Annotated in this window: 26 protein-coding genes; 12 read left to right on the top strand and 14 right to left on the bottom strand. The window is 66.9% G+C overall.

The features are described 5' to 3' along the window. Positions 1-688: 688 nt before the first annotated feature. A complete protein-coding gene (locus tag VEA80_RS07565; protein WP_325060100.1) occupies positions 689-1252 on the bottom strand; it encodes a YcgN family cysteine cluster protein in 564 nt (187 codons plus the stop codon). A 145-nt stretch (positions 1253-1397) separates the two neighbouring features. Then, complete coding sequence (locus tag VEA80_RS07560; RefSeq protein WP_325060099.1) at positions 1398-2720, bottom strand: class I SAM-dependent RNA methyltransferase; 1323 nt, start codon at positions 2718-2720, stop codon at positions 1398-1400. Between the two features lie 53 nt (positions 2721-2773). Here VEA80_RS07560 and VEA80_RS07555 point away from each other — a divergent pair, with 53 nt between their 5' ends. Next, entirely contained in the window at positions 2774-3301 is a 528-nt protein-coding gene (locus VEA80_RS07555; RefSeq protein ID WP_325060098.1) for a YMGG-like glycine zipper-containing protein, read from the top strand. Between the two features lie 220 nt (positions 3302-3521). On the opposite strand, the gene VEA80_RS07550 is transcribed toward VEA80_RS07555, so the two are convergent. Then, entirely contained in the window at positions 3522-4244 is a 723-nt protein-coding gene (locus tag VEA80_RS07550; RefSeq protein WP_325060097.1) for a TlyA family RNA methyltransferase, read from the bottom strand. Positions 4245-4350: 106 nt separating this feature from the next. Here VEA80_RS07550 and VEA80_RS07545 point away from each other — a divergent pair, with 106 nt between their 5' ends. Genes VEA80_RS07545 through VEA80_RS07535 form a run of 3 tightly spaced genes read left to right on the top strand, consistent with a single transcriptional unit; the run spans position 4351 to position 6534 of the window. Then, positions 4351-5841, top strand: coding sequence for an amidase (locus VEA80_RS07545; protein WP_325060096.1), 1491 nt, complete (start codon positions 4351-4353; stop codon positions 5839-5841). Positions 5842-5890: 49 nt separating this feature from the next. Further along, positions 5891-6301: a TIGR02301 family protein gene (locus tag VEA80_RS07540; protein WP_325060095.1), complete on the top strand. Its 411-nt coding sequence runs from the start codon at positions 5891-5893 to the stop codon at positions 6299-6301. Positions 6302-6303: 2 nt separating this feature from the next. After that, a complete protein-coding gene (locus VEA80_RS07535) occupies positions 6304-6534 on the top strand; it encodes a hypothetical protein (protein ID WP_325060094.1) in 231 nt (76 codons plus the stop codon). A 207-nt stretch (positions 6535-6741) separates the two neighbouring features. Here the strand turns inward: VEA80_RS07535 and VEA80_RS07530 are convergent, their stop codons facing one another. Continuing rightward, positions 6742-7221 carry a hypothetical protein gene (locus tag VEA80_RS07530; protein WP_325060093.1) on the bottom strand — a complete coding sequence of 160 codons (480 nt, stop codon included), beginning with the start codon at positions 7219-7221 and terminating at the stop codon, positions 6742-6744. Between the two features lie 73 nt (positions 7222-7294). Here VEA80_RS07530 and VEA80_RS07525 point away from each other — a divergent pair, with 73 nt between their 5' ends. After that, positions 7295-7807 (top strand): macro domain-containing protein, encoded by a 513-nt coding sequence (locus tag VEA80_RS07525; RefSeq protein ID WP_325060092.1) that lies wholly within the window; start codon positions 7295-7297, stop codon positions 7805-7807. A 966-nt stretch (positions 7808-8773) separates the two neighbouring features. Here the strand turns inward: VEA80_RS07525 and VEA80_RS07520 are convergent. From VEA80_RS07520 to VEA80_RS07510, 3 genes are all read right to left on the bottom strand, one after another. Continuing rightward, on the bottom strand, positions 8774-8917 hold the full coding sequence (locus VEA80_RS07520) for a hypothetical protein (RefSeq protein ID WP_325060091.1): 144 nt from the start codon (positions 8915-8917) through the stop codon (positions 8774-8776). A 256-nt stretch (positions 8918-9173) separates the two neighbouring features. Next, on the bottom strand, positions 9174-10517 hold the full coding sequence (locus VEA80_RS07515) for a dihydroorotase (RefSeq protein WP_325060090.1): 1344 nt from the start codon (positions 10515-10517) through the stop codon (positions 9174-9176). After that, entirely contained in the window at positions 10514-11455 is a 942-nt protein-coding gene (locus VEA80_RS07510) for a glycosyltransferase family 9 protein (protein ID WP_325060089.1), read from the bottom strand. The genes VEA80_RS07515 and VEA80_RS07510 overlap by 4 nt, the downstream gene beginning before the upstream one ends. A 93-nt stretch (positions 11456-11548) precedes the next feature. Here VEA80_RS07510 and VEA80_RS07505 point away from each other — a divergent pair, with 93 nt between their 5' ends. Both VEA80_RS07505 and VEA80_RS07500 read left to right on the top strand, forming a co-directional pair. Then, positions 11549-12364, top strand: coding sequence for a hypothetical protein (locus tag VEA80_RS07505; RefSeq protein WP_325060088.1), 816 nt, complete (start codon positions 11549-11551; stop codon positions 12362-12364). A gap of 111 nt (positions 12365-12475) precedes the next feature. After that, positions 12476-13594, top strand: a complete 1119-nt coding sequence (locus tag VEA80_RS07500) for a beta-ketoacyl-ACP synthase III (protein WP_325060087.1) — start codon at positions 12476-12478, stop codon at positions 13592-13594. Here VEA80_RS07500 and VEA80_RS07495 read toward each other — a convergent pair. Continuing rightward, complete coding sequence (locus VEA80_RS07495) at positions 13591-14817, bottom strand: SUMF1/EgtB/PvdO family nonheme iron enzyme (protein WP_325060086.1); 1227 nt, start codon at positions 14815-14817, stop codon at positions 13591-13593. The two genes, VEA80_RS07500 and VEA80_RS07495, sit on opposite strands and share 4 nt — an antisense overlap. A gap of 104 nt (positions 14818-14921) precedes the next feature. On the opposite strand from VEA80_RS07495, the gene VEA80_RS07490 reads away from it, so the two are divergent. Further along, positions 14922-16361, top strand: coding sequence for a DUF4189 domain-containing protein (locus VEA80_RS07490; protein ID WP_325060085.1), 1440 nt, complete (start codon positions 14922-14924; stop codon positions 16359-16361). A gap of 4 nt (positions 16362-16365) precedes the next feature. On the opposite strand, the gene cysK is transcribed toward VEA80_RS07490, so the two are convergent. The 4 genes from cysK to VEA80_RS07470 all read right to left on the bottom strand — a co-directional run bounded on the left by cysK (position 16366) and on the right by VEA80_RS07470 (position 21415). Continuing rightward, entirely contained in the window at positions 16366-17403 is a 1038-nt protein-coding gene (gene cysK / locus VEA80_RS07485; protein ID WP_325060084.1) for a cysteine synthase A, read from the bottom strand. A gap of 168 nt (positions 17404-17571) precedes the next feature. Continuing rightward, positions 17572-19401, bottom strand: a complete 1830-nt coding sequence (locus VEA80_RS07480) for a M2 family metallopeptidase (RefSeq protein ID WP_325060083.1) — start codon at positions 19399-19401, stop codon at positions 17572-17574. Between the two features lie 109 nt (positions 19402-19510). After that, entirely contained in the window at positions 19511-19999 is a 489-nt protein-coding gene (locus VEA80_RS07475) for a GNAT family N-acetyltransferase (RefSeq protein WP_325060082.1), read from the bottom strand. Positions 20000-20191: 192 nt separating this feature from the next. After that, the gene (locus VEA80_RS07470) at positions 20192-21415 is read right to left on the bottom strand and encodes an acyltransferase (protein ID WP_325060081.1); all 1224 of its coding nucleotides are present in this window, start codon (positions 21413-21415) and stop codon (positions 20192-20194) included. Between the two features lie 105 nt (positions 21416-21520). Between VEA80_RS07470 and VEA80_RS07465 the strand changes: the two genes are divergently transcribed. Further along, positions 21521-22360: a LytTR family DNA-binding domain-containing protein gene (locus tag VEA80_RS07465; protein WP_325060080.1), complete on the top strand. Its 840-nt coding sequence runs from the start codon at positions 21521-21523 to the stop codon at positions 22358-22360. A 159-nt stretch (positions 22361-22519) separates the two neighbouring features. Here the strand turns inward: VEA80_RS07465 and VEA80_RS07460 are convergent, their stop codons facing one another. Next, on the bottom strand, positions 22520-22978 hold the full coding sequence (locus VEA80_RS07460) for a nuclear transport factor 2 family protein (RefSeq protein ID WP_325060079.1): 459 nt from the start codon (positions 22976-22978) through the stop codon (positions 22520-22522). Positions 22979-23141: 163 nt separating this feature from the next. On the opposite strand from VEA80_RS07460, the gene VEA80_RS07455 reads away from it, so the two are divergent. From VEA80_RS07455 to VEA80_RS07445, 3 genes are read left to right on the top strand one after another with little or no spacing between them, the layout of a single operon-like run. Next, on the top strand, positions 23142-23699 hold the full coding sequence (locus VEA80_RS07455) for an HD family hydrolase (RefSeq protein WP_325060078.1): 558 nt from the start codon (positions 23142-23144) through the stop codon (positions 23697-23699). Between the two features lie 12 nt (positions 23700-23711). Further along, on the top strand, positions 23712-24239 hold the full coding sequence (locus tag VEA80_RS07450) for a hypothetical protein (RefSeq protein ID WP_325060077.1): 528 nt from the start codon (positions 23712-23714) through the stop codon (positions 24237-24239). Next, positions 24236-25222, top strand: coding sequence for an NUDIX hydrolase (locus tag VEA80_RS07445; protein ID WP_325060076.1), 987 nt, complete (start codon positions 24236-24238; stop codon positions 25220-25222). Before VEA80_RS07450 ends, VEA80_RS07445 begins: the two co-directional genes overlap by 4 nt. 3 nt (positions 25223-25225) lie before the next feature. On the opposite strand, the gene VEA80_RS07440 is transcribed toward VEA80_RS07445, so the two are convergent. After that, a complete protein-coding gene (locus tag VEA80_RS07440) occupies positions 25226-26143 on the bottom strand; it encodes a hypothetical protein (protein WP_325060075.1) in 918 nt (305 codons plus the stop codon). Positions 26144-26219: the final 76 nt, after the last annotated feature.

Below are 26219 nucleotides of genomic sequence, written 5' to 3'. Positions count from 1 at the left end.
CATTCCCAATTCGCCGGTGCTGCGGGCAGAGCTTCCGCTGCTCTGGGCCCTTCGGTTTCACTCCCCGAAGGCAAATCCCGCCGACCGTGTCTTGCACCTCTCAAAGTTTCGGACGTCTTCGAAAGCTCCCGTGTGCGAGACGGGGAGCATTGTACGGCGGCTTGGACGCGGTCGGATAAGTTTTCGGAAATTAGCCGGATTGGAGCGCGGGCCTTCAGGCCCGCAATGGCGCTTTTGCTTGATAGATCAGCCCAAAGCGGGCCTGAAGGCCCGCGGTCCAACCTCCACGCGCCGGGCGAAATCGGAGGATAGAGTGCGGCTCTATCCACGCTGGACCCGGCCTTTCCGGCAGATTGACGAGTGGGCCGGCGGGGCCGGCGGACGTCGATAGTCTAGTCAACCGGTTTTGGGATGGCGACTCCGACGCATTGCGCGGAGATTGAAAGTCCGCTCCCGGTGAAAGCCGAACAGGATTATAAAGCTCGTTATGAAGACCTCGAAGTTTCTGCTGGCCTTCGCTGCCGTCGTGCTCCTTGTCGGCCTCGTCTACGTGTTCGCTTTCGTATTCTCCAGCGCGGCATGTGGCTGTGCAGATGGGCCGGATCCAGGCACTGCGGAGTGGCGTCACGCGAACGGGATGAAGGATTGAGCTAAGCGTTGCCTGAAGTCCGCTCGCGGCAAGTGCGTCCTACCCCCGCGCCCGTTTCGGCTTGCGATATTTCGCCGGCGGTTTTTCCAGCGGGGTGGGCCAGCGGGTGATGCGTTTGATGAGGCCGGCCATCTTGAGGCGGCCTTCGGGGCGGGTCTTGTTGCGGACGGAGGCCTTGGCGACGTGGACGGTGTTTTCGTCGCCCGAGATCAAAGGGTGCCACCAATAGAGGTCCTTGCCTTCGCTGACCAAGCGATAGGCGCACGTGCGCGGCAGCCAATCGAGCTTGGGCACGTTCTTCGGCGTCAACTTCACGCAATCGGGCACGTATTGCTTGCGGTTGGCGTAGTCGCTGCAGCCGCAGGTCTTTGTGTCGAACAGCTTACAGGAAACGTCGGTGAGGAAGAGCTGGCCGGTGTCGGCGTCCTCGATCGAGATGACGCAGCATTTGCTGCAGCGGTCGCAGAGCGCTTCCCATTCGCGCTCGTTCATTTCGGTGAGCGTTTTCTTGCGCCAATAGCCGGGTTCGAGCGGCTTGGCGTCGGCGTCCGCATCGCGCTTGCGGCGCGAGTTGCGATAATCGAGGAGCGTGGTTTTGCTCATGGCCTGCTCCCCCGCTTGCGGGGGAGCTGTCGAGCGCGCAGCGCGAGACTGAGGGGGGCGTTGGGCGGCGTCGCGCGCACTTCCCCCTCCCGCTCGCTTCGCTCGCGACCTCCCCCGCATGCGGGGGAGGAGTTTAGGGCCGCGCTCATCGTTCCATTGCTCCGACGACTTCGACGTGCGGGCTCCAGCGGAACTGGTCGACGGGGGTGATCTTCGTCAGCGTGAAGCCGTGTTCGATCAGCACTTTGACGTCGCGCGCGAACGAGGCGGGATCGCAGGAGACGTAAGCGAGCTTGCGGATCGGAGCGCGGGCGATCTGTTCGGCCTGCAGGCGCGCGCCGGAGCGCGGCGGATCGATGACGGCGGCGTCGAACTTCTTCATTTCGAGGCTGGAGAGCGGCGTGCGCAGGAGATCGCGGCGGAGCGTCGTGACTTCCTTCAGCGCGCCGCCGGCGCCGTCGGCGGCTTTCTTCAAGGCGGCGAGCATTTCGGCGTCGGACTCCGCCGCCAGCACTTCGGCGTGTTCGGCGATGCGCAGTGCGAACGTGCCGATGCCGGAGAAAAGATCGATGACGCGTGAGGCGCCCTGCAGCGCCTCGAGCGTGAGCGCGGCGAGGGTTTCTTCGCCGAGCGCCGTCGGCTGCAGGAATGCGCCGGGCGGCGGCGCGACGAGCGCTTTGCCCATGCGCAGAAGCGGCTTCTTGCGTTCGACGATCGGCTCGCCGTCGATCGAGAGGCGGGCGAGATCGAGCTGTTCGGCCATGGCGCTGAGCGATTCGAGCGCGGCTCGGTGCAAGAGGTCGGCGCGGCCGGCGCCCTTGATGGCGACATCGATGCCGGTGTCGGTGGCGAGGCAATGCATGGTGATCTCGCCGCGCGATGGCAATGTGAGCTCCGCCAGCGGGCCGAGCTTCAGCGCCAGCGCTTCCAATGATGGAACGAGCGCGGGGCATTGCGCGATCGGCGTGAGGCGCGCGCCGCCGCGTTCGATGAAGCCGACGCGCACCTGCCCGTTCTGGCGCGCAGCGTGGAAGGCGGCGCGGCGGCGGCCCTGCCCCCAGGCGGCTATTGTCGGTTCGACCGCGGCGCCGCCGAGCCCGCGTTTGGCGAGCGCGTCGGCGACTTGGGCGCGCTTCCATTCCAGGTACGGCGCTTCGCGCCAATGCTGGAGCTGGCAGCCGCCGCAGCGGCCGAATTGGCGGCAGGCCGCGTCCTGGCGCTCGGCGCTGGCCTCCAAGACTTCGATCAGCTCGGCGCGCCCGCCCGTGACCCGCGCCCGCACCCGTTCGCCCGGCAACGCGTATGGGGCGTAGATGACGCCGTCTTCGCCCGCGGCGGTTGAATCGCCGCGCGCGCCCATGGCCGTGACCGTGAGTTCGCGCTCCTCCGGGGGCGCGGCCGGAGGCCCTTTCTGGGCTTGCCGCGCCTGATAGGGGCGGCCCCGGGCGAGCCGGTTCATACGCTTCATGTGCCGTTCAGACTGATTTTGCTTCTCTGCGTCCCGACAGACAGGAGCGCATCATGAAAGGTCAAGCTTTCCTCGCCGCCGCGGCCATGGCGACCGCCTTGGTGAGCGTGCAGCCGGCGTCGGCGCAGCAGTATCGCACCTATCATGACGCGCATGTGGCCAACCAGCAGCAATGCCAGACTTCGCGCAACAACCGCACCGTAGGCGGCGCGGTGGTGGGCGGCATTGTCGGGGCCCTGCTCGGCCGGGAAGTGGCCGACCGCGGCGTCCGCGGCGAAGGCGCGCTGCTCGGCGCAGTGGTCGGCGCGACCGCCGGCGGCGCGATCGGCCGCAACACCGCCCAGTGCAACCAAGTGCCGCAAGGCGACTACGACCCCTATTACGGCCAGGCGCAATATCCCGAGTACGGCGACGACGACCTCTATGGCGGCCCGTACGAGAACGACGGCTATTACGGCGGCGGCGAGTACGACCGCGACTGCCGCATGGGCGAAATCGTCACCCGCGACCGGCGCGGCCGCGAGTATCGCGAAGAAGCCTGGCTCTGCCGCGGCCCGGACGGCCAGTGGCGGCCGGAGTAAGCCTGAACCCTCTCCATAGTACGAATCTTCGTACGCAAAGCAGAACTCGCCCCGGTGGAAACGCCGGGGCGATTTTTTTCATGCTCCCCCATACTGCTCCCCCGTTCACGGGGGAGCTGTCAGCGCGCGAGAGCGCGATGACTGAGGGGGCGGTGCAGGCGGCGCCTGACTTCCCCCTCCCCTCGCTTCGCTCGGACCTCCCCCGCAAGCGGGGGAGGAGTTAGATTCGGCGCGCGTGCAGCAGCAGTTCGAGATTGCCGTCGCCGCCGCGGATGGGGGAGTCGATGACGGCGATGCGGTGAAAGCCGGCGACGCCGTCGAGTGCAGCGACGGCTTGCTCCGCTGCAGCGCGGGCTGTGGCTTCGTCGAGCACCGCGGCCTTGTGCGGGCCGGCTTCGAATTGCGGTTTGATCAGGGCGATGAGGTCGGCCTGCTCGGCGGCGAGGGCGAGCGGCGTCGCCAGCGCTTTGGCTGCGCCGATGAAGCTCACATCGCAGACGATGAGGCTTGGCGGTTCGGGGATGAGATCGCGGGTGAGCGTGCGGGCGTCGGTGCGTTCTAGGCTGACGACGCGCGGATCGGCGCGCAGCTTCGGGTGCAGCTGGCCGCTGCCGACGTCGATGGCGTAGACTTTCGCGGCGCCGCGCGCGCGCAGCACGTCGGTGAAGCCGCCGGTGGAGGCGCCGACGTCGAGGCAGATGCGGCCGGCGGGATCGATTCCGAAGGCGTCGAGCGCCGCCGCGAGCTTGACGCCGCCGCGCGAGACCCACGGGTGCGGCGGCGTGACGTCGAGCGCGGCGTCTTCGCTCAGGAGTTCGGACGGTTTCTCCACACGCGCGCCGTCGGCGATGACGCCGCCCGCTTCGATCGCAGCGCGCGCCTTGGCGCGGCTTTCGACGAGGCCGCGAGACACAAGTAAAAGATCGGCGCGGACGCGGGCCATGGCGGATGCGTCTGGCGCGAGGCTGACGCAGAGGCAAGCATTTCCGCTTGCGGGACACTGGGGGCGTGCGCAAGTCTGCGCCCGCTACGGGCTGGGGAGACTTCCGATGACGATGCTTTCGCGCCGCGCCATGCTGGCGATGACGACCACCGCCGCTGTGCTGGCCGCGTGCCAGACGCGCGGCGAACCGCCCTGCTGCGCGCCATCCGACGCACTCGGCGATCTCGATGCGACCGGCGTGGCCGGCCGAATCCGTGCGGGCGAGATCAGTGCGGCCGAAGCGCTCGAAGCCGCCATCGCGCGGAGCGAGCGGGTGAACGGCGAACTCAATTTCGTCGCCACGCCGCTCTACGATTTGGGCCGCGCCCGCGCGGCGCAGCCGCTCTCCGGCCCGTTCGCGGGCGTGCCGACTTTGATCAAAGACCTGATGCCGATGGTCGGCCAGCCGACCAAGTACGGCAGCCGCGCGTTCGCGACCTACGTGCCGCAGGAGCAGCCGCCTTACATGGATGCGCTGCTGGCGGCGGGCCTGGTGCCGTTCGGCAAGTCGACGACGCCGGAATTCGGCCTCACCGCGACGACCGAGACGCTGCTCGGCGGCGAGACGCGCAATCCCTGGGACGTGACGCGCTCATGCGGCGGCTCGTCCGGCGGCGCGGCGGTGGCGGTGGCGGCGCGAGTCGTGCCGATCGCGCATGCGAGCGACGGCGGCGGCTCGATCCGCATCCCTGCTTCGTGCAACGGCCTGTTCGGCCTGAAGCCCTCGCGCGGGCGCAGCGTGGCGGCCGGGCGGCCGCAGCCGTTCGAAATTTCCGTCAATGGCTGCGTCAGCCGCAGCGTGCGCGACACCGCGGCTTGGCTTGCGGCGACGGAAGCGACAGGCGCCGGCGCGGCGTTTGCGCCGGTTGGCGTCGTGACTGGGCCGAATACGCGGCGGCTGCGCATCATCGTCGACATTCCCAATGCGCTCGGCAACGACCCCGATCCCGAAGTGCGCGCGGCGGTGGAAGCGGCGGCGGAGCTTTGCCGTTCGCTCGGGCACGACGTGCGCACGCAGCGCGCGCCGATCGACGGGCGCCAATTCAGCGACGATTTCATTCTGCTCTGGGCCGATGGCGCAGCCGAAGTGGTGGCGCTGGTGCAAAGCCAAGCGCCCGGCGCGCCGCTCGATGCGTTGCTGGAGCCGCTGACGATCGAACTCGGGGCGCATGCGCGTCAGCACGGGCCGGAGGCGTTGCGCGCGGCGCTGATGCGGCTGCGCCAGGTGGAGGCGCAATATGCAACCATGTTCGAGACGGCGGATGTCTATCTGACGCCGGTGCTGGCGAAGCCGCCGGTCCCGCTGGGGCAGATCTCCGGCGCGGGCGGCATGGCCATGTTCGCGACCTTGATGGATTATGTCGGCTACACGCCGCTGCAGAACGTCGCCGGGGCGCCGGCGATGAGCGTGCCGCTGGGCTGGTCGTCCACAGGGCTGCCGATCGGCGTCCACTTCTCGGCCGCTAAGGGCCAGGAGCGGACGCTGCTGGAACTCGCTTACGAACTGGAACAAGCCAGTCCCTGGGCCGCGCGCCGGCCGGGCGTGAACGCGGGCTGAAATTCAGTTCCACACTGCCGCCCAGTTTGACGGCTAACTCGCGCGCGCCATGAGGATTCGCGAAGCCGTCTGCGCCGTGTTGCTGGCCGCATTCATTGCGGCGCCGGCGGCCGCGCAGCCTCAGGCGCAGCCCTTGCCGGCAGAGCCGCTCGCGCCGCAGCGCGGCGAGGAATGGTACAGCGGCCAATTGATCGAGCTCTCCGAAATCCTCGGCGGCTCGCATTTTCTGCGCATCCTCTGCGAGGGGCGCGACGATCAGCGTTGGCGCGACTACATGCGCGGCGTCATCAGCCGCGAACCGGAATACAACGCGCTGCTGGTGGAAGGCTTCAATCGCGGCTATCGCAATGAAGAGGCGCGGTTCGACCGCTGCGACGACGCCGCGCGCCAGATGGAGGCCGAGCTGCGCGCACGCGGCCTGCGCGTTGCGCAAGGCCTGAGCGCACGGCACGCGAACTGAACATGACCGATACCGATCCCGACAAGAAAGCCCGCGCGCTCGCGCTCATCCTCGACGCCTGGGAGCAGGCTTTGGCCGACGGCGCCGATCCCGAAGTGGTGGCGTCGGTGGCGATCTATGCGGCGCTGGCGGACATGGTGGACCGCTACGGCGAAGAAGCGGTGGCGGACTTTTGCGCCACGCTGCCGGAGCGCGCGCGCAAGGGCGAGTTCACGCTGAAGCAGGAAACGTAGCGCCAGCGCCTCTTCCTCCCCCTCGATGGGGGAGGTGTCAGCGTGCGCAAGCACGCTGACGGAGGGGGTGCGCGCGCCAGCAGAAAAGAAGAAGCCTCACGCGGCTCACCTTCAAGAGTCGCGGGCCGCACCCCCTCAGTCAGCGCTGCGCGCTGACAGCTCCCCCATCGAGGGGGAGCAGGATAACAGGCTGACAACGCGCATTTCTCACCGCGTCGCCCACACCTCCTCCAGCCAAGCTCGCGGCGGCATGCCCGGTTCGCGGGCGTTGTTGCGGGCGAGGAAGAGGTGGCGCGCGATTTCGGCTTGGCGTTCGATGTTGTAGTCGCGGAGGCGCGCGCCGGGCTTGGAGGTGTAGAAATATGCGCCCTTGCCCAACGCGTTGAGTTTGGCGCCGGCGAGGAAGACGCCGCGCGCCGCCTGCCAGACGTGCATCAGCTCGTGCACGAACCAGCCCTGCTCGCCCAATGGCGCCTGCGCGAAATCCTCCACCGCGCGCCAGCGCGAGAACACAATGGTGCGCCCGCGCGGCACCATCGCGCCGAAGCCGAGCTGCGACGGCGCCTGCAGCACTTTCACGGCGCCCCAGGCGATATCGTCGCCGAACACGGTTTTGCCGAGCGCGATTTCGCCCGCCGTCAGCGGACGGCGGCGCCAGAGCGGCATGGGGACGGGCGTCGGTTTCACCGGACAAATATGACCTCCTCTGTTAAGCTGAGAAAGCCTGTGCGCGCTTCATGAAGCGGTCGAGAGGAGAGCAATGGCGGCGCCGTTCGAGATCATGGTCGCACGGATCGAGACATTGGCCCTCGACGCCATCGTCAATTCGGCCAAGCCGGATCTTTCGCCCAATGGCGCGCTCGACGCCGCGATCCGCCAGGCCGCCGGCCCCAGCCTCACCGCGCACACGAACGGCATGCCGGCGCTCGACCCCGGCGAAGCGACGCTGACGCCGGGCTTCAACCTGCCCGCGCGCCACATCATCCACACCGCGCCGCCGGAATGGGCCGAGGGCGGCGAGGAAGGCGCGAAGATCGCCGCGCTCGCCGGCTGCTACATGTCGGCGATCAAACTGGCGCAGCTGCAGGGGTTCGCGTCGATGGCGTTTCCGTGTTTGGGGACGGGCCGGCTGAAATGGCCGCGCGGGTTTGCGTGCGCAATTGCGGTGGCGGCATGCGAACAGGCGCTGACGGAAGCGCCGGGCGTGAAGCGTGTGATCTTCTGCTGTTTCACGGAAGACGACGCGCGGCTTTATCGGGCGGCGTTGAGTTGAGGTTGGAGTGGCTGCTGCACCCGGAAAAGAGTGTGTGTCACTCTTTCAGAACGTTAGTTCCGCCGCCAGCACCACCACCGAGTTTATGTGACCGGGCCCGGTGAGGAACCACTGACGTTCGTCGGGAGATCTCTGGTGTAATAGATCGACTGCAATGGTCGCCAATATATATGGCGATGCAAGCCTCGCTGATGCCTATTGGTCTTCTGTCAGCGAAACGACCCAGGCGATTGTCGCTCGACTTCAACGCAGCTCGCTGTCGCGAGGATTGCAGGGCTAGACTCTACATAGACCGAGATGGGATACTCTGGAGGAGGATTTGAAATAGAGATCAGCGCGTTCGATGAGGCGTGAATGCAGGCTGTGTTGCCGCCTCTTGGATCACCCGTTCGTAGTATCCCAGCCATTTCCGGTGCGTGTGGCTGACTTGTCAGGCGTCCATTAAGCTGGAGCTCGCGCCTGAATGCGTTGGTGATCCCTAGCCGATCGCCTCTTTGCTCAACTTCGAGCCGAACTGAACAATACTCTCCCTGATAGAGCGTCACCTCGGGAGCGCCGGGATAGTCTAGCCTGTACCTGATCACGTCTTTCCCGTGAACGACATAGCGCTGCTCGGACACCCCTGGCCGTTGAGTCAAGCTCGCTTCGCTCACTCCATCGACGACATAGGGAACGCAGAATTCACGCGTCGCGTAGATCAACGAGTCGCTGAGTGCTTGGATGTCAGCCTGATTGGAGCCATGAGGAGACTCGCAGCCCTGAAGCAAGAAGCTAAGCCCACTGACGCCAAGGGCACATAGCGTGATTCGAACGGAAGTGGTCACGTAACTAGTATACCACGAAAGGGACGTTGCGGCGAACCTCCTGCGCGAAAGGGCGATCACGGCCTGGAACGGCGGGTCGTACACAACTTCGCCCGAACTCTTCGGCGAGCAGTCCGGCGAGAAGCGCCGTAGCGAGCGCTTCTTACGACAGGAAAAAAAGCGTGACACACACCGAAAGGGTGACGGGCGCGTCTGGATACTTCAGGTAATCGAGCGAATCCGCCGCCGCGAGCGTAATCAGCGGGCCTGTGTCGGCGACGAAAATCTTGATCGGGTTAGACGGCATGAGGGAATAGCCATTCCCGCGCCGTCGCAATCTCGTTTTCCCTGCCTGCCGTTGGCGCACGTGGGAACGGCAAGTCGAGTTTTGCCAGCCCCACCAGGATATCTGCAAAGGTCGCGTTGAACTCTCTCTTTATGTCCAACGCGGACCTTGCGCCGGCGGAGTAAGCGCGCAGGGCGTCGTCGTCGATGGGGACGAATGCTGTTTGTACCATAGCCGCGTTATAGCTCATTTTGGGACAAATACACGCTTCCCGTACTCACCCCGCCCCCAGCGTCTCCAAAAACCGCAGCGGCTCGCCCGCGCTTGACGTCACCATCTCGCCGTCGCGCATCACCACTTTGCCGCGAATGATCGTCGCCATCGGCCAGCCTTTGGCTTCGAAGCCGTCGAACGGGGTCCAGCCGGCGCGGGTGGCTTGCTGCGCATGTGTGATGGTGCGGCGGGCTTTGAGATCGACGATGGTGAAATCGGCGTCGTAGCCGATGGCGATGCGCCCCTTGTTGGCGATGCCGAAGACGCGGTTGGGGCCGTGGCTGGTGAGATCGACGAAACGCGCGAGGCTCAAGCGCCCTTCCGCCACATGCGTCAGCATCACCGGCACCAAAGTCTGCACGCCGGGCATGCCGGAGGGCGATTTCGGATAGGGCTGCGCTTTCTCTTCGCGCGTGTGCGGGGCGTGATCGGTGCCGAGCACGTCGACGACGCCGCCTTCGATGCCGATCGACCACAATGCGAAGCGGTCCGTCGCGTAGCGGATCGGCGGGTTCATCTGGGCGAAGCCGTGGAGCCGCTCATAAACGCCCGGCGCTTCGAAGGTGAGAAATTGCGGCAGCGTCTCCACCGTCGCCACGTCCTTGGCGCTGGCGAGGAACGCCATCTCCTCTTTCGACGACACGTGCAGCACGTGCACGCGCTTGCCGTGGCGGCGCGCGGCGTCGATCAGGCGCGCGGTGGCCATGAGCGCGGTTTTGGAATCGCGCACTTCGGGGTGGCTGGTCCAATCGCCTTCGCGCGCGAGCGGCTTGCGCTCGTTGAGGCGCGCTTCGTCCTCGGCGTGAAAGGCGCCGCGGCGATTGATGTTCTTGAGGATGCGGTCGAGCCCTTCGTCGTCGCCGACCAGAAGCGAACCGGTCGAGGAGCCCATGAAGGTCTTGACGCCGCAGCAGCCGGGCGTGCGCTCGATGTCGCCCAGCTGATCGGCGTTTTCGTGCGTCGCGCCGGCATAGAAGGCGTGATCGACATGGGCGCGGCCCTTGGCGCGGGCGAGCTTGTCTTCAAGCGCCGCGACGCTCGTGGTCGGCGGCGCGGTGTTGGGCATTTCGAACACGGCGGTGACGCCGCCCAGCGCCGCCGCAAGGGTGCCGGTTTCCAGATCTTCCTTGTGCTCATTGCCCGGCTCGCGGAAGTGGACTTGCGTGTCGATAACGCCGGGCAGGATGTGGAGACCCGTGGCGTCGAACACCTCGCCGGCGGCCTCGTCGTCGATGCTGCCGCCGACGGTGACGATGCGCCCGTCCCTGACGCCAATCGTGGCCACGCCCTCGCCGGCGTGGCTGACCACGGTTCCGTTGCGGATCACGAGATCGAACAGCTTAGTCATCGCAATCCTCCGGCGTGCAGCAGATCGAGCGCGCCCGCCTCCACCGCGTCGATGCTGACATCGTCCATGGCTGCGCCGGCGTCCAGAGCGCCGGACGCGGCAATGTCTTCAAAACTCCGCCCGCGCAGCGTGCGCACGCGGGGGCCGAACGGCGCGCGCACGCGTTCGTCGGTCGGGCCGAACAGAGCAAGCGTCGGCGCGCCCATGGCGGCGGCGATGTGGCTCAGCGCATTGTCGTTGCCGATGACGAGCGTCGCGCGTTCCATCAAGGCGGCGGCGGCGAGCAGATCGACGCCTTCGCCGAGATCGAGCGCGGCGACGCCGTCAGCGTCCAAACTCGCGACCATCGCCCGCGTGATGCTCGCATCGCGCGCGGCAGCGCCAAGCGCCGCCACCCGCGCATTCGCCAGCGGCCCGCTCGCCAATCGCCGCGCCACCGCGGCGAAACGCTCCGCCGGCCAGCGTTTGGCGCGGCTGACGCCGCCTGGGGCCAACACCAGCAGCGCCGCGCCCGGCGCAATCGCCGCCGCCTGCGCGCGCGCGGCGTCATCGAGCCACAGCACCGGCGCCAAGCTGCGCCCGGCGCCCAGCGCCTCGGTCCACTCCTCGACCCGATGGCGCAGCATGGCCGCCGGCTTCAGCGCCACGCGCCGCCGGGCCGGCAAGGCGCTGCCGACAATGCCGCCGCGCCCGTCGAGCACGAGATCGAACCGCCTCTGCGCGAGCTGCATCCACACGCTCCAGCGCGCGGCGAGGCCAGCGTTCGCCGCCAGCGGATAGAGCGCCGCAAGCCCAGGCGCGGCGCGGAACAAAGGCGCTGCGTCCCGGGCGCAGACGATGGTCAGCGCATCGCCTTCCTTCAGCGCGTGCGCCAGCGCGCCCGTCGCGAGCACGGTCTCGCCGAGATCGGCGGGCGCGAGGAAAAGAACGGAGGCCATCTGGCGCAGGGGTTAGGCCCGCGGCGGGTAAACGCCAAGTCAACACGCCGGCGAAGGGTTGCGGGCGGCGGCGGGCGAGGCCAAGTGGTCGCCATGCCAGCCCGCCTCGACCGCACCCTGATCCGCGCCGCCGGACCCGACGCACGGAGCTTCCTGCAGAACGTCCTGACGCAGGATCTGGATAAGCTCGACGCGGCGGGCGTGCTTTACAGCGCCCTGCTCAGCCCGCAAGGCAAGGTGGTCGCCGACATGATGCTGTGGGCTGCGCCGGAGGGCGGCGTGCTGATCGAGGCCGATCCGATGCGTGGCGCCGAGCTGATGCGCCGGCTCACCATGTACAAGCTGCGCGCCAACGCGACGCTGGAGGACGTGAGCGCGCAGCACAGCGTGCTGGCGAGCGAGGCGGCGTTCGACGGCGCGCGGCCTGACCCGCGCTTGCCGGCGCTCGGCTGGCGCGCGATTGCGGCTTCGGGCGATGCGCCTGACGGCGCCGCGGCGTACGAGGCAAAGCGCATCGCCCTTGGCGTTCCCGATCTCGCCCGCGACGCCGCAGCAGAAGAAGTCTTTGCCGGCGAAGCGCTGCTCGACGAATTGAACGGCGTCGACTTCAGGAAGGGCTGCTTCATCGGCCAGGAGAACGTCAGCCGCATGAAGCGCCGCGCGACGACGCGGAAGAAGTTCTGCCCGATCGCGTTCGAAGGCGCGCCGCCTGCGCCTGGTTCGATCGTACGGGCCGGCGAAGCCGAACTGGGCACGGTCCGCACCGGCATGGAAGGGCGCGCGATCGCGCTGCTCCGGCTCGACCGGGCGCTCGCGGCGGACGCGCCGGTCAGTGTCGACGGCCGTGCGGTAGCGCTGGCGCCGCCGCCTTGGCTGATCCTGCCTACGGTAGAGGAAAGCCAATCCTGACGCAGGCTTACGCGCCGACATGGCAGCCATCTGGCGAGGCTCATTGACGGTTCCGGCCCCCCGGTTTAACGCCGAACGGAGCGCTTTCGCTGCGCGCGTTGGGGAGCCGCCTTGACCGTTGCCATCTCCGCGACCGGCCTGTGGACGCCGTCGGATTCCGTCACCAACGCCGAACTGGTCGCCTCCTTCAACGCCTACGTCGAGCGCTACAACGCCGAGCACGCGGACGAGATCGCCGCCGGCGCGCGCCAGGCGCTGCTGCCCTCGAGCGTCGAGTTCATCGAGAAGGCCTCGGGCATCAAGCACCGCTTCATGCTCGACAAAGAAGGCTCGCTCGATGTGAACCGCATGGTTCCGCGTATTCCTGAGAGGCCGAACGAGCAGCTTTCGCTGATGGCGGAAGTTTCGGTCAACGCCGGCAAGCAGGCGCTCGAACGCGCCGGGCGCGATCCGGGCGATGTCGGCGCCGTCATCTGCACCGCCTCCTCCTTGCAGCGGCCCTATCCCGCGCTCGCCATCGAAGTGCAGAACGCGCTGGGCGCGTCGGGTTTCGGCTATGACATGAACGTCGCCTGCTCCTCGGCCACGTTCGCGATCCAGAACGCGCACGACATCGTCAAGTCCGGCCATGCGCGCTCGGTGCTGGTGGTGAACCCGGAGCTGACCACCGGGCACCTCAATCTGCGCGATCGCGACACTCACTTCATTTTCGGCGACGCCGCCGTGGCGGTGTTGGTCGAGCGCGCCGACATCGCGCCGAAGGGCGCCTGGGCCATTCTCGGCACGAAGCTGAAGACCCAGTTCTCGAACAACATCCGCAACAATTTCGGCTTCCTCAACCGCGCCGACGAAGCCCACCGCGACGATCCCGACAAGCTGATCACGCAACAGGGCCGCAAGGTGTTCAAGGAAGTGGTGCCGCTGGTCTCCGAGATGATCCTGCAGCACATGCACGAACTGGGTTTGAAGCCCGCCGACATGCGCCGGCTTTGGCTGCACCAGGCCAATTCGAACATGAACCGGCTGATCGCCGAGCGCGTGCTGGGCCACGAAGCCAGCCAAGACGAGGCGCCGACCGTGCTCGACGTTTACGGCAACACCGCCGGCGCCGGCTCGATCATCGCCTTCCACCTCCACAGCGACGATCTCAAAACCGGCGACAAGGGCCTCATCTGCTCGTTCGGCGCGGGCTACAGCGCCGGCTCGATCTTCGTGCAGAAGGCGGCCTAGGACAGATCGCGCGCGACGCGAAAGCCGATGAAGCTGCAGCGGTCCGGCGCGCTGGCGCGGCCGCGGCTCGCCGAGCGCAAAAACCACGCCTCGTCCTGCCACGAACCGCCGCGCACGACGCGCATGGCGCTGTGGCCGCTGGTCCAAGGGATGCCGTCGCGCGGGGCGTCGACATAATTGTCGTGCCAGGAATCCTCGACCCACTCGCGCACATTGCCGTGCATGTCGTAAAGCCCGAAACGGTTCGGCGGATAAGAGCCGACCGGCGCCGACCGTTGCTGTTTGAACGCGGCCGTCTCTGGCGTCAGCGCGCCGTCGAAGGAGAAGGCGTCGTCCGAGGCGGCGCGGCACGCATACTCCCACTCCGCTTCGCTCGGCAGGCGATAGCGCTCGCCGGTGCGGCCGCAGAGCCAACGCGCATAGAGTTGCGCATCATTCCACGACACGTTGATCGCCGGCATGCGCCCGCGTCCCCAGCCTTGATCGTGCGGCTGATACGAAACTCCTCCCGCGCGGCGCGCCGCATCCCATTCATCCAACGTCACCGGATAAACGCCGATCGCGAACTTCGCGATATCCACGCGCCGCTGCGGATACTCGCTCTCGCGGCTCTCCGGCGCGCCGCGCGCCGAGCCCATGTTGAAGCCGCCCGCCCCGATCACGCACATGAGCGGGAGCTCGGCGCCGTCCTTGAACACGGTCCCCGTTTGCGCCGCTGTAGTGACGGTTTCGCCGATCAGGATTGGCTCGCCGTTCACGTGCTTGCCGAAGCCGCCGCGCCAGTCCTCGGCGCGCGCACTCTGCGCCGGCGCTGCGTCGCGCACGCGCGACGCGCCCTTCATGATGTCGTGCAGGTACGCCGTCACCTTGCGCCAGAGCGCATGGTCGACAGCGCCGTTCCAGCGCGAAAGGTTGATCGCCTGCACTAGGCTGAACGCCAGCGGCGGCGAGCACTCTTCCATCAGCAACGGCAAAAGCTTTCTGTGTTCAAGCGCGTATTGCGCCTCGCTGCGCACCCATTGCGACTTCGCCGAGGCTTTCGTCCAGAGCACCATCACCACGCGTGAAATGGCGATTTCGCCTTCGATCGTCGCGTCCCACTGTTCGGCCGGCACGATGCGATCGTCCCACCAGGTCGTGAAGCCTTGGCTCTCGAGCGCGCGGATCACGCGCTGCGCGATCGCCGCTTCTTCTTTCTTGTAGCTGATGAAGACGTCCGCCATGGCCGAACCGCTCCCGGTTCAACTTGTGGTGACACGACGGCGCTCGTCAACTATTCTCCAGCTCTGCGCACGACGGCTCATCAACGATGGCGGAGGGCGGCGCAATGAGATCCGACGAATTCCGGGCGTGCATCCATCCGCGCGAGTATCCGCGCTTCCTGTTAGCGCTTCTGTTCGCGCTGCCGATCACATTGGCGCTGCTTGCCGTCGTGGTCGTCACGTTTGGTTTAGCCTTGGCGTACGTGCTCTTGCTCGCCTTCCTCGTCTGGTTCGGCTTCGAGATCTTCTACGCGCACTTCCTGGCCAACTGCATTCTCGTCTCGGAGCACAATTATCCGCGCCTCAACGCGCTTCTGGAGGAATCGAAGCAGACTATCGGCGTCGACAAGCGCGTGGACATCTTCGTCTATCAGCAGGGCGAGTTTAACGCCTATTTCAGCATGCTGTTCGCGCGCCGCGCCATCTTCATCAATTCCGAATTGCTCGAACAGGGCGTCACCGACGACGAACTGCGCTGGATCATCGGGCGCTTCGTCGGACGCATCCGCGCCAAGCAGCGTATGGGTCCGCTGAGCTGGATCATCGCATTGGCCGAGCGGCTGATGATCTTCAATCTGTTCATCTATCCCTACATCCGCGCCACCGCCTACACGGGCGACCGCGTCGCGCTCGCCGCGATCGGCGGCGACATTTCGACCGCCGTCTCGGCGATGAACAAGCTGATGGTCGGGCGTCAGCTCGGCTATTCGGTGAATCCCGCCGGCATCGTGATGCAATACAAGCGGGTGAAAGGTTCACTGTTCGCGTTTCTGGCGCGGCTCTCATTGCCCCTGCCGCACACGCTGGCGCGCTATTTCGATCTGATCACGTTCGCCGAGAGGCGCTTTCCCGCGGCGTTCGATCAATTCGCGGCGATGAACCCGAGCTTTCAGACCGCCGGCGGAACATGGCGGCTGATGCGTTCGGCCGAGACCTCACATGCCGGCGGCGGCCTCTCCGCCGGCGCGGTGGGCGCGTTGCTGTTGATCGGCTTTGTCGGCACCGGCGCCGCCGGCGCCGGCTTGCTGGCGACGGTCGGGTATGGCGGCATGAGTTCGTTGCTGCCGGGGTCCGGCTATCTCGATCAAACCTATTATCCGATCGAAGAAACCTCGCCCTCTCTCTCGGAGCCTTACACCGATCCCTACGTAACGGTGGAAGCGCCCGTAGAGCCGTACTCTTCCGAAGCTGGCGCACCTGAGGTCTACGAAACCTACGCCGCCTACGCGATCTCCGAGTCCACGCTTACGTGGGGCGCGGCCTGGAATGCGGCGTCGCAAGCCGAGGCTGAGAGCACGGCGGTCAGCACGTGCGGATACGCCGACTGCCGCAGCGTGTTGTACGTCCGCAATTCCTGCGCCGCCATCGCCATCAGCCCGGACGGCGCCTGGGCGGCGGACGGCGGCGCCACCGCCGCGGAAGCAAGCGTCAACGCTCTCGCAGCATGCCGCAACTATGGCGGCGCGTCCTGCCAAGTCCAGAACGCCACCTGCTCGACGCAGTAGCGCTTCAGCTCAGCCCGAACGGCGTGGAGCGGAAGATGCGCTGTTCTTCGTCGGTCATGTCGGCAGCCACGTCTGCGAACAGCGGCGTCGAAAGATAGCGCTCGCCCGTGTCCGGCAGCATGGCGAGGATGTTGGCGCCGCGCTCGGCCTGACGGGCGATCTCCAGCGCGCCAGCAAAGGTCGCGCCCGACGTGATGCCGACGAAAACGCCCTCCTTGGCCGCCAATTCCTGGCTGCAGCGCATTGCGTCCGGGGTGGCGACAGTCAGGATCTTGTGCACCTTGGAGAGGTCCACTTCGCCGGTGAGCTTCGGGATGAAGTCCGGCGCCCAGCCTTGCATCGGGTGCGGCTTCCAGGCCGGATGCCCCGCCGCGGGCGTGCCGTCGGCGTTGCGCTCCTGCGGCGCGCCGCTCGACAGCATCGGCGCATCGACGGGCTCGCAGACGACGATCTTGGTCTGCGGCGATTCCCGCGTGAGCACGCGGGCGACGCCGTTCAACGTGCCGCCGGTGCCGTAGCCGGTGACGAAATAGTCGAGCCGGTCGCCGCGGAAATCTTCGATGATCTCCCGCGCCGTAGTGCGCTCGTGATACTCGGCGTTGGCCGGGTTCTCGAACTGGCGCGTCATGAACCAGCCGTGCGTCTTCGCCAACTCGATCGTCTTTTCGACGGCGCCCGTCGCCCGCAGCGCCGCCGGCGTCAGCACGACTTTGGCGCCGAGGAAGCGCATCAGCTTGCGCCGCTCGACGCTGAAGCTCTCCGGCATGACGAGCACGCAGGGATAGCCCTTGGCGGCGCACACCATGGCGAGGCCGATGCCGGTGTTGCCGCTGGTCATCTCGACCACGGTTTGGCCGGGCTTCAGCTCGCCGGATTTTTCCGCCGCTTCGATGACGCCGAGCGCGAGGCGGTCCTTCACCGAGCCGAGCGGGTTGAACGCCTCGACCTTGACCCAGAGGTTCACCCCCTCGGGCGCCAAGCGATTGATCCGCACGACCGGCGTGCGGCCGACGGTTTCGAGAATGTTGTTGTAACGAGCCATGCCGTCCTCCGGTGGAGACCTCTGCCCCGGTTCGACGTGTTTCACTGTGCCGAACGTCACACAAGTGTACTCGCGGTCAAGTCTGGCTTTAGCGCGACGTAGGCTCGACACGAAAAAGGGGCGAGCTGCCGCTCGCCCCTAATCCCTGTGCCGTTGGCCTGAGCCCGCTTACCAGCCGCACTGCTGCCCGCGGTTCTGCTCTTCCATCCACGTCATCAGCGGTTGGAAGTAGCGGACCATCGAGCCGCCATCCATCTGCCGCGTGCCGGTGAACGCTTCGAGCGCGTCCGGCCACGGGCGCGACTGGCCCATTTCCAGCATGCGGTTGAAGCGCTCGCCCACTTCGCGGTTGCCGTACACGGTGCAGCGGTGCAGCGGCCCTTCCCAGCCGGCTTGCTGACACGCCGCTTCGTAGAACTGGAACTGCAGCACGTACGAGAGGAAGTAGCGCAGGTACGGCACGTTGTTGGCGATGTGATACTTGGCGCCCGGATCGAACATGGTTTCGTCCCGCGCGTTCGGCGGGCGAATGCCCTGATAGCGCTCGCGCAGCTGCCACCAGGCGGCGTTGTAATTCTCCGGCGTCACGCGGCCGTCGAACACCTGCCAGCGCCATTGATCGACCGTCAGCGCGAACGGCAGGAACGAAATCTTGCCGAGCGCCTGCTCCAGCAGCAGCCGCGTATCCGCCGAAGCCGGCGGCACTTGATTGCGGCGCAAGAGCCCGATCTCGACCAGATATTCCGGCGTGATGTTGAGGGCGATGAAGTCGCCGATCGCTTCGTGGAAGCCGTCATGCGCGCCATTGCGGAACAGCAGCGGCTGCTGGTTATAGGCGCGCTGATAATAGTTGTGTCCCAGCTCGTGATGCACGGTCTGGAAGTGCTCGGCATTGATTTGGATGCACTGCTTGATGCGCAGATCTTCGACATTGTCGATGTCCCAGGCCGACGCGTGGCAGACGACGTCACGGTCTTCCGGGCGCACGAACAGCGAGCGCTCCCAGAATGTGTCCGGGAGCTCGGCGAGGCCGAGCGAGGTGTAGAAGCGCTCGGCCGTCTCCACCATCTGCCGCTCGTTGTAGCGCGCGCGCGTCAACAGCTGCGTCGTGTCGTAGGTGCGCTGGCCGCGCGGCGCGACGATCGGCATCAAGGCCGACCAATCCTGCGCCCACATATTGCCGAGAATGTCGGCGCGGATCGGGCCCGTCTCCGGCTGCACCGCATCGCCGTAATGATCGTTCAGCCGGCCGCGCACGTAGCAATGCAGCTGCTCATAGAACGGCTGCATCTGACCCCACAGCCGCTCGACTTCCGCCTCCATCTGGTCCGGCGGCATGTCGTAGTTCGACAGCCACATCTGCCCGACGTCGGCGAAGCCCAGATCGCGCGCGCCCTGGTTGGCGATCTCGACCATCTGCGCATAATCATTGCGCATCGGCGCGGCGACGGCGTGCCATTCGGTCCACATCTCTTCGAGCCGCGCCGGATTGCGCTCCGTGCCCATCAACGTCTCGAGCTCGTCGAGCGTCGTTTCTTCGCCTTGGTAGTCGATCTTGCCGGTCGAATAGATCGACGCCAGCCGGGTCGTGATCTGCGACAGCTGATCGGCCGCGCCCGGCGTCTGCGGCGCCGGCAGCACGAGGCTCAGGCGCAACAGATCAATCTTGCGCGCGGTGTCCGCCGGCAAGTCGAGATTGTCGTAGCGCGCCGCCCCGCTCGCGAGCCGCACCAGCGTTTCAGTGATGTCGGCGTCTGAGCGCTGCAGCAGCCATTCGGTGTCGTAATTGATGTTGGTGTTGTAGACCCAGGCGATGCGGCCGGCGTACTCGTACTTCTCGGTCAATTCGGCCTCGGCCGCCTGCACGTATTCCTGCGCCTGTTGGACCGTGGCCGGCCCTTGCGCCCCGGTTTGTCCGGGCGGCGTCGCGCACGCCGCGGCGAAAGCCGCGATGGCGATCCACGACGCGGCCGCCTTGAGCAACGGTTTCGCGATCATTCCAGTCCCCTTTTGTTGGGGAGTAGGGAATGGGGAGTAGGGAATAGGGCGCGCTGTTCGAGCGACACCATCGTTCCCCTATTCCCTACTCCCAACTCCCTATTCCCTCTTACAAACCTTCCGCGGCCAACCATTCGATGCCGTCGGCCGACATCATGAACACGGCCGCCTGACGCGGTTGCGCGCCGATCGCCGCGAAGAAGCGTTGGGCGACTTCATTATCGACCCCGGTCGTGATCGCCAACTCCCGCGCGCCAAGATCGCGACCGCGCCGAGCGATCGCAGACATCATCTTGCGCGCGAGGCCGCCGCGGCGATGTTCCGGAACTACGTAGAGTTCGCACAGCACCAGCGTCGGGCAAGCGCGGCGGACGTCATAGCTCTTCGTCACCATCGCGTGGGCGATGATCGGAGCGTTGGCCTTCGCCTGCGCGACCCAGGCCTCGAACAGCGCATTGGGGCCGAAGCCGTGCGCCCTGATCCGGTCGCTCTCGAGCGCCGAGACGCCGCCCGCTTCCGACGCCGCCGCGCCAGCCAGCTTGGCGATAGCGTCGCAATCGCGCGGAACCGCGCGGCGGATCAGGTAGGTCGCTCCCATGCCGAAACAATCATGCGCCGGATCGCGCGCCTGGCAAGCGAAAGACTTGCACCGGCGTTAGTGAAACGGGCCGTCGTCGTTCCAGCCTGGATCGCCGCGGGCGATGAAGGCCCCGAGCAGCGTCAGCCCCACGACGACGGCGACTGCGACCAGGAACCAAAAGAACATCGCACGCTCCGCGACCGGCGGGCTTCACCCGCCTGAAGGCTGCCTCGCCTCCCCAGTTGTGGTGTCCTTAAATCTACCATGCGTGGGACCGGCCTTCGAGGGCAAACCGATCCATACGCGCAAAGCGGGAACACGCCGCCCCAGATCGAAGAAAATCCAGCAGCCGAGCGCGGTCGTCCCGATCAGCAGCGGCGCCTCGATCCAGAGCGGCAGCGCGAGCGCATCAAGGTGATGGCCGGCGGCGACGATGATGGTCTGGTGGATCAGATAGAACGGGAAGATCGCTTGCGTCAGCAGCCGCCGCACCGGGCCGTCCGCTTCTTTGAGATGCCGATGCGCAAAGCCGATGGCGGCGACGATCGCGCACCAGGCGTCGAGTTCGCGCACCGCCCGCATGAGCATGCGCAGCCATTCCGCTGGCGCGACGCCGTCCGGGTGCGCGTTGAAATACACAATGAGCGCCGCCCAGCACGTCAGCGCAATCGCCAACGCCGCCCAGCGCCAACGCACGCAGGCCTCGAAAAATGGTTCGTGCTTGGCGATGGCGAAGCCGAACAGGAAGACGCCGAAATAGAGCGCGTGCAGGTACCAGTCCTCGCGGAAGTCGTGGCTCTCGCCGAAGATCGGAAACAGCGTGACGCGCAGCGCCGCCATGATCAGCCATGGCGTAACAATAAGAAGCGGACCGGCGATCAGCAGACCGACCGCCTTCGGGATGCGGCGCAACAGGGGCAGAAGCGGAACGAGCGCCAGCGTGTAGAGGATGAGGTAGGCGACGAACCACATGTGGTTGTAGGTCGGCGTCGTCAGGCAGCCATCGGCGTCGCACCAGGCGCCGGAGGCGGTGACGTATTTCAGATAGAAATTGTCGAGCGTCAGCGGATAGCGCGCCGCCTCCGCCGGCGGCATCGCTTGCAGCGCCTCAACGATTTCATAGTAGCTCTGCGGCGGCACGATCACGAACACGGCCAGCAGAAGCGGCGGCCAGAGCCGGCCCATCCGCGAACTCGTCAGCTTCCAGGCGCTCAGCTTGTCGGCCATGAACCGGGTCGCCGCGCCGGAGATCAGGAAGAGCAAAGTGAGCCGCCAGGGATTGCTGAGCAGCATCAGCGGCTCGATCGCCTCCGACGCCCGGCTCGATTTCACGTGCCAGTCCCAGGTCACGTAAAACATCCCCACGTGGTAGAGAATGAGCAGCCCGAAGGCGACGATGCGGAGCCAGTCGAGGTCGTAGCGGCGGTCGGTCATGGGGCGGTTCGTCTCCAATTTCGCGCCGCTTCTTCCGCCGCCCGGCCGCGGCCGCTAGTTTGGCGCCGCGCCCGGCGGCCTGCCGGGACGAACGGGGAGCCTCGGGTGGCGAACGGCGGCCAAAACGGGACGAGCGGCGTGGCCCGGCTGGGGCCCTGGGGCGTCGTCGTGCTTGTCGCCGTGGCTGTCGCCTTTGTCACCGCCAGCTCCGACCTGACTGAAATCCGGCGCTCCGAAGCCGACATCCACTGGGCCGAGCCTGTGCTCTGGGAGGTCACCAGCGCGCTCACCATCGTCGCCCTCGCGCCGCTGATCGGCCTCGCCATCCGTCGCTGGCCGCCGCGCGAAGAGAACCTCCTCCGCACCGGCGCGATCCACTTCGGGCTCACGCTGCCATTTTCGGCGCTCCACGTCGCGGCGATCTTTGCCCTGCGCGAGACCGCCTATTGGGCCGTCGGCGCCCACTACGGCTTCTTCGACGAAGATGGCGTGCTCGGCACCTTCATCTACGAGTGGCGAAAGGACGTCCTCATCTACGCCGCCATCGGGGCCGTCTATTGGTGGTTCCAGCGCCGCACCGAGCGGCCGCCCGCGCCCCAGGCCGGCGACGCCCGGATCGAGATCCGCGACGGCGCGAGCGCCGTCTTCCTCGCCCCGGCCGAGCTGCTGCTGCTGGAGGCCGCGGGCAATTACGTCGAATTCCACACCGCCGGCCGCACCCATCTCGTCCGCGGCACGCTCGCGGCCTGGGAGGCGCGCCTCGCCGGCCGCGGCTTCGTCCGCGTCCACCGCGCCCGCATTGTCAACCGGGGCCGCATCGCCGCGGTCAAACCGACGCCGTCCGGCGACATCGAGATCACGCTCGATAGCGGCCGCACCGTCGCCGGCAGCCGCCGCTATCGCGCCGCGCTTGAAGCCGCGCCAAACGAGGTCTCTGCTCGATGAAACAGCTCTTCGCCGCGCTCGCTCTCTTCGCCGGCGGATTGCCGACGAAGGCGGCGCGATGTTGGACGGTGTGAGCCGAGTCCACGACGCCGTCGCCGCTGCGCCCGCGTGGGCCAGTCTGCGTTTCGTTCAGCGCAACCCGCCGGCTTGCCATTGGCGTCAACCGGTCGGACGAGCGGAGGCGAGCAGGTCACCCAACGTGCCGCGAGCCCTGGCGAAGGCGACGTGATCAATGTAGTCGCGGGACTCGACGATGAGCCCAGCGCGAACACGCATAACGAACACGCATGGGACGGCGAACGGCTCGCCAGTGGCAAGGACCTCGCCCCGGTATTCGAACTCGGCCACGATGACTTCGGGGTCCGCCGTTTCATGCACGACGATCGCCTCGGGCTGGAAGCGCACCGTAGGCACATAGCCGGCCCTGCCGACGCCGAAGTGCCGCGCAAGATCGGCGCGGCTGGTCAGCGGTGGAATTCGGGCGGGGTGCATAGGATGACTCACATCCGTTGACTCTGCATAGAGCGCCGGGAGAGGCGAAGCATCGCCGTCGGACACGGCCTTCGCGACGCCATGGACTAACTGCAGGAAAACCTCGCGCGGGGTAGGTGCGGTCATGCTGGCCCTTCTCGCTCGCCAAGATCGGCGGTCGCGACAGAACATAGTGCGGCGGCGTCCGTGGCGTGAACTCGCTTCGCGGGTCGCTTTGGACCCTCTAGTGTGAGATTCGATGGCGCGATCACCTGCACCGAAAGCTGACGCCCCCCGTGCATGGCAGCGTATGCTGTCCGGCCGGCGCCTGGACCTGCTCGATCCCTCGCCGCTCGATGTTGAGATCGAAGATATCGCCCACGGCCTCGCCCGCGTCGCCCGTTGGAACGGGCAGACGGTCGGCGAACACGCCTTCTCGGTCGCCCAACACTCGCTCGTGGTCGAAGAGATTTGCCGCAAGCTCGCGCCCGAATGGGACAAGAAGCGCCGGCTGATGGCGCTGCTGCACGATGCGCCCGAATACGTCATCGGCGACATGATCAGCCCGTTCAAGGCAGCGCTCGGGCTCGACTACAAGGCGTTCGAGGCCAAGCTCGAGTCCGCGATCCACCTTCGCTTCGGCCTGCCGGCGCACATGCCGGCGGCGGTAAAGGGCGTGATCAAGCGCGCCGATATCATCTGCGCTTATTTCGAGGCCACGCAGCTTGCCGGATTCAGCGAAGCCGAAGCGAAGCGCTATTTCGGGGCGCCGCCGCGCGGGCTCGCGCTCAAATTGAAGCCGCAGGCCACGGCCCAGGTGCAGGAGGCCTTTCTCAAGCGCTTCCGCTCGCTGATCGATCCGGCGTAAACTCGCGCGCACATGACCATCATCGTCTGCCCCCTCTCCCGCGTGCCCGACGTGGCGCGCGAGCAGAAGCCGTCACATATCGTGAGCCTGCTCGATCCCGGTACGGCGTTCCCGGCGCTTGCCGGATTCGACCAGACGCGGCATTTGCGTCTCTCGGTGCATGACATCGAGGCAGAGACCGAAGGCCTCGACGCTTGCTGCGACGAGCGCATCCGCGCCATCCTCGACTTCGTCGGCGGCTGGGACCGGAGCGATCCGATCCTGGTTCACTGCTACGCCGGCATCTCGCGCTCCACCGCCACCGCCTTCATCACCGCCTGCGTCCAGAATCCGGGCGCCGATGAAGAAGCGATCGCGCTTGCGCTGCGCGCCGCCTCGCCCACAGCAAGCCCCAACCGCCGCTTCGTCGCTCTCGCCGACGCCGAACTCGGCCGCTCGGGCCGCATGTCGCGCGCCATCGAAGCGATCGGCCGCGGCGCGACCTGGCTCGAGATCGGCGAAGCGCAGCCGTTTGCGCTCGCCTCGCTGTATCCACGATGAGCCAGACGCCGCGCGTCGTCATCGGCCTTTCCGCCGTGATCGTCGCGGTCACGGAGGAGGCGCCGTTCGTGGTCGTCACGCGCGAAGCGAACGGCGGGGTCTCAGGTCTTCCGTTCGGCCCATTCGATCCGGCCGGCGACCGCACGCTCGAGCTTTCGCTGCGCGGCTGGGTGCATGAGCAAACCGGGTTCGACATCGGCTACGTCGAACAGCTCTACACTTTCGGCGACCGCGGCCGCGAAACACCCCTGGCGGAGATCGAATCGAGTCCCGACCGCGTCATCTCGATCTCCTATCTCGCGCTCACGCCCTCACGCGCCGTGCTCGACCGCGCCGGCGCCCGCTGGCGCACGTGGTACGACTTCTTTCCCTGGGAGGACTGGCGCGACGGCCGCCCGCCCGTCATCGACGAACTCATTGCCCCGCAGCTCAAAGCCTGGGCGCAGAGCGCGAGCGACGCCGACGTCGCCGCTCAGCGTCGAAGTCGCGCACGCCTCGCCTTCGCGCTCGACGGCGCAGTCTGGAACGAAGAGCGCGCGCTCGAACGTTACGAGCTTCTCTATGAAGCGGGGCTCGCACCCGAAGCTGCGCGCGACCGCGTCCGCTTCGACGGCGAGAAGTCGCCGGCAATGACGCCGACGCCCGGCCTGGGCGAGCCAATGGTTTCCGACCACCGCCGCATTCTCGCCACGGCGATCGGGCGCCTGCGCGCCAAGATCAAATATCGGCCGGTCATCTTCGAACTCGCGCCCGAACTCTTCACGCTGCTGCATCTGCAGCGTCTGGTCGAAGCCATCTCCGGGCTCGAGCTGCACAAGCAGAACTTCCGCCGGCTTTTGGACCGCACGGGCCTGGTCGAAGGCGCAGGCCAGTTCGACACGAGCGCCGGCGGCCGCCCGGCCGAACTCTTCCGCTGTCGCCGCGAAACCCTGAGTGAGCGCCCGGTCGGCGGCGTTCACGTGCCCGCGCCGCGGGGAGAGTGATCGCTAATTTGGCCGCTGCTCGTGCGCGCGTTCCGGGCGCGCCCACGGCAGCACGTCGCCCAGCACATGCCGCGCCTGCTTCAGCAGCGACGGGTTCGCCGCCCGCGGCGGCGGCTCGCGCGTCAGCTCCTCGATCCGCCATCGATAGCCGAAGCTTTCGGCGACCTCGCGCACTTCCGCTTCGAATTCGCGCCGCTCCACCTCGGTCCAGACATGCGGCGTGCGCATCGCCTCCGACGCGTTGGGACGCCGCGTCCGCACCAACGTGAACTCGGTCTCGGTCACGTTCTGCGGCGCATCGAGGAAGTCGGCTACTTGGCGGAAGCGGGCATAGTCGAGCTCTTCGAGCTTCTGCACCAAGACCGCACCGCGCGGCAGCTTCTCGGCCTGCTCGAGCAGCGCGCGGTTGAGCGTGCTCCAGTACCAGGCGAGCTTGCCGACCCGTGTCAGCCTCGACCAGCGCGCGAACTCCGCCCCACGCGGCATCGTGCGGCCGAGAAAGTGGTGCGGCATCGTCACGTCCTGCATCGTCGGCGGCTTATCGGGATCATCGAGATGCGGTTCGGAGGCGTACCAGCCTTTGCGCAGATAGCTCGCCACCACCTTGTCCGGGCGCCGCACCATGGCGACGACGTTGGCGCCGAGTTTTTCGTGCAGGACGTTGAGCGACAGCGAAAGAAACGCGCTTGCCTCGAATGAATAGAGGTGGGTGCGCAGGTCCTGCTCTATGGCGCTGCGCTTGGTCGCGACGAAGCCGGCCTCGTCCGCATCGATGCCGTACCAGCGGCAGTAGCGGTGGAAGGTGTCGCTGAAGGCGTGCCGCTCGTGATGCGACGCCACCGAGGGATCGCGGGCGAACACTTCGGCCAGGAATTTCGTCCCGCAACGGCCTGTGCCAACGGCGAATCCGACGTCTTGCATGGGCGCTCCGGCGGCTGCGGCTAGCGAGGGAGGAACAACCCGCCCGCGCAGCTCAAACTCGGCGGCGCCCTCCCTG

This window comes from Vitreimonas sp., from assembly GCF_035627415.1.
Taxonomy (GTDB): Bacteria; Pseudomonadota; Alphaproteobacteria; order Caulobacterales; family Aquidulcibacteraceae; genus Vitreimonas.
The sequence above is the reverse complement of the archived record's forward strand: the minus strand, read 5'-3'. Positions and strand labels throughout refer to the sequence as shown.

Bases quoted from the DNA above. Each gene is read 5' to 3' on its own strand.
- VEA80_RS07565 (WP_325060100.1), bottom strand. From the start codon at position 1,252: ATGAGCAAAACCACGCTCCTCGATTATCGCAACTCGCGCCGCAAGCGC.
- VEA80_RS07505 (WP_325060088.1), top strand. From the start codon at position 11,549: ATGCCAGCCCGCCTCGACCGCACCCTGATCCGCGCCGCCGGACCCGAC.
- VEA80_RS07515 (WP_325060090.1), bottom strand. From the start codon at position 10,517: ATGACTAAGCTGTTCGATCTCGTGATCCGCAACGGAACCGTGGTCAGC.
- VEA80_RS07470 (WP_325060081.1), bottom strand. From the start codon at position 21,415: ATGACCGACCGCCGCTACGACCTCGACTGGCTCCGCATCGTCGCCTTC.
- VEA80_RS07440 (WP_325060075.1), bottom strand. From the start codon at position 26,143: ATGCAAGACGTCGGATTCGCCGTTGGCACAGGCCGTTGCGGGACGAAA.
- VEA80_RS07520 (WP_325060091.1), bottom strand. From the start codon at position 8,917: ATGCCGTCTAACCCGATCAAGATTTTCGTCGCCGACACAGGCCCGCTG.
- VEA80_RS07460 (WP_325060079.1), bottom strand. From the start codon at position 22,978: ATGACCGCACCTACCCCGCGCGAGGTTTTCCTGCAGTTAGTCCATGGC.
- VEA80_RS07510 (WP_325060089.1), bottom strand. From the start codon at position 11,455: ATGGCCTCCGTTCTTTTCCTCGCGCCCGCCGATCTCGGCGAGACCGTG.
- VEA80_RS07555 (WP_325060098.1), top strand. From the start codon at position 2,774: ATGAAAGGTCAAGCTTTCCTCGCCGCCGCGGCCATGGCGACCGCCTTG.
- cysK (WP_325060084.1), bottom strand. From the start codon at position 17,403: ATGGCTCGTTACAACAACATTCTCGAAACCGTCGGCCGCACGCCGGTC.
- VEA80_RS07525 (WP_325060092.1), top strand. From the start codon at position 7,295: ATGGCGGCGCCGTTCGAGATCATGGTCGCACGGATCGAGACATTGGCC.
- VEA80_RS07545 (WP_325060096.1), top strand. From the start codon at position 4,351: ATGACGATGCTTTCGCGCCGCGCCATGCTGGCGATGACGACCACCGCC.
- VEA80_RS07480 (WP_325060083.1), bottom strand. From the start codon at position 19,401: ATGATCGCGAAACCGTTGCTCAAGGCGGCCGCGTCGTGGATCGCCATC.
- VEA80_RS07445 (WP_325060076.1), top strand. From the start codon at position 24,236: ATGAGCCAGACGCCGCGCGTCGTCATCGGCCTTTCCGCCGTGATCGTC.
- VEA80_RS07450 (WP_325060077.1), top strand. From the start codon at position 23,712: ATGACCATCATCGTCTGCCCCCTCTCCCGCGTGCCCGACGTGGCGCGC.
- VEA80_RS07540 (WP_325060095.1), top strand. From the start codon at position 5,891: ATGAGGATTCGCGAAGCCGTCTGCGCCGTGTTGCTGGCCGCATTCATT.
- VEA80_RS07455 (WP_325060078.1), top strand. From the start codon at position 23,142: ATGCTGTCCGGCCGGCGCCTGGACCTGCTCGATCCCTCGCCGCTCGAT.
- VEA80_RS07495 (WP_325060086.1), bottom strand. From the start codon at position 14,817: ATGGCGGACGTCTTCATCAGCTACAAGAAAGAAGAAGCGGCGATCGCG.
- VEA80_RS07535 (WP_325060094.1), top strand. From the start codon at position 6,304: ATGACCGATACCGATCCCGACAAGAAAGCCCGCGCGCTCGCGCTCATC.
- VEA80_RS07560 (WP_325060099.1), bottom strand. From the start codon at position 2,720: ATGAAGCGTATGAACCGGCTCGCCCGGGGCCGCCCCTATCAGGCGCGG.
- VEA80_RS07550 (WP_325060097.1), bottom strand. From the start codon at position 4,244: ATGGCCCGCGTCCGCGCCGATCTTTTACTTGTGTCTCGCGGCCTCGTC.
- VEA80_RS07490 (WP_325060085.1), top strand. From the start codon at position 14,922: ATGAGATCCGACGAATTCCGGGCGTGCATCCATCCGCGCGAGTATCCG.
- VEA80_RS07475 (WP_325060082.1), bottom strand. From the start codon at position 19,999: ATGGGAGCGACCTACCTGATCCGCCGCGCGGTTCCGCGCGATTGCGAC.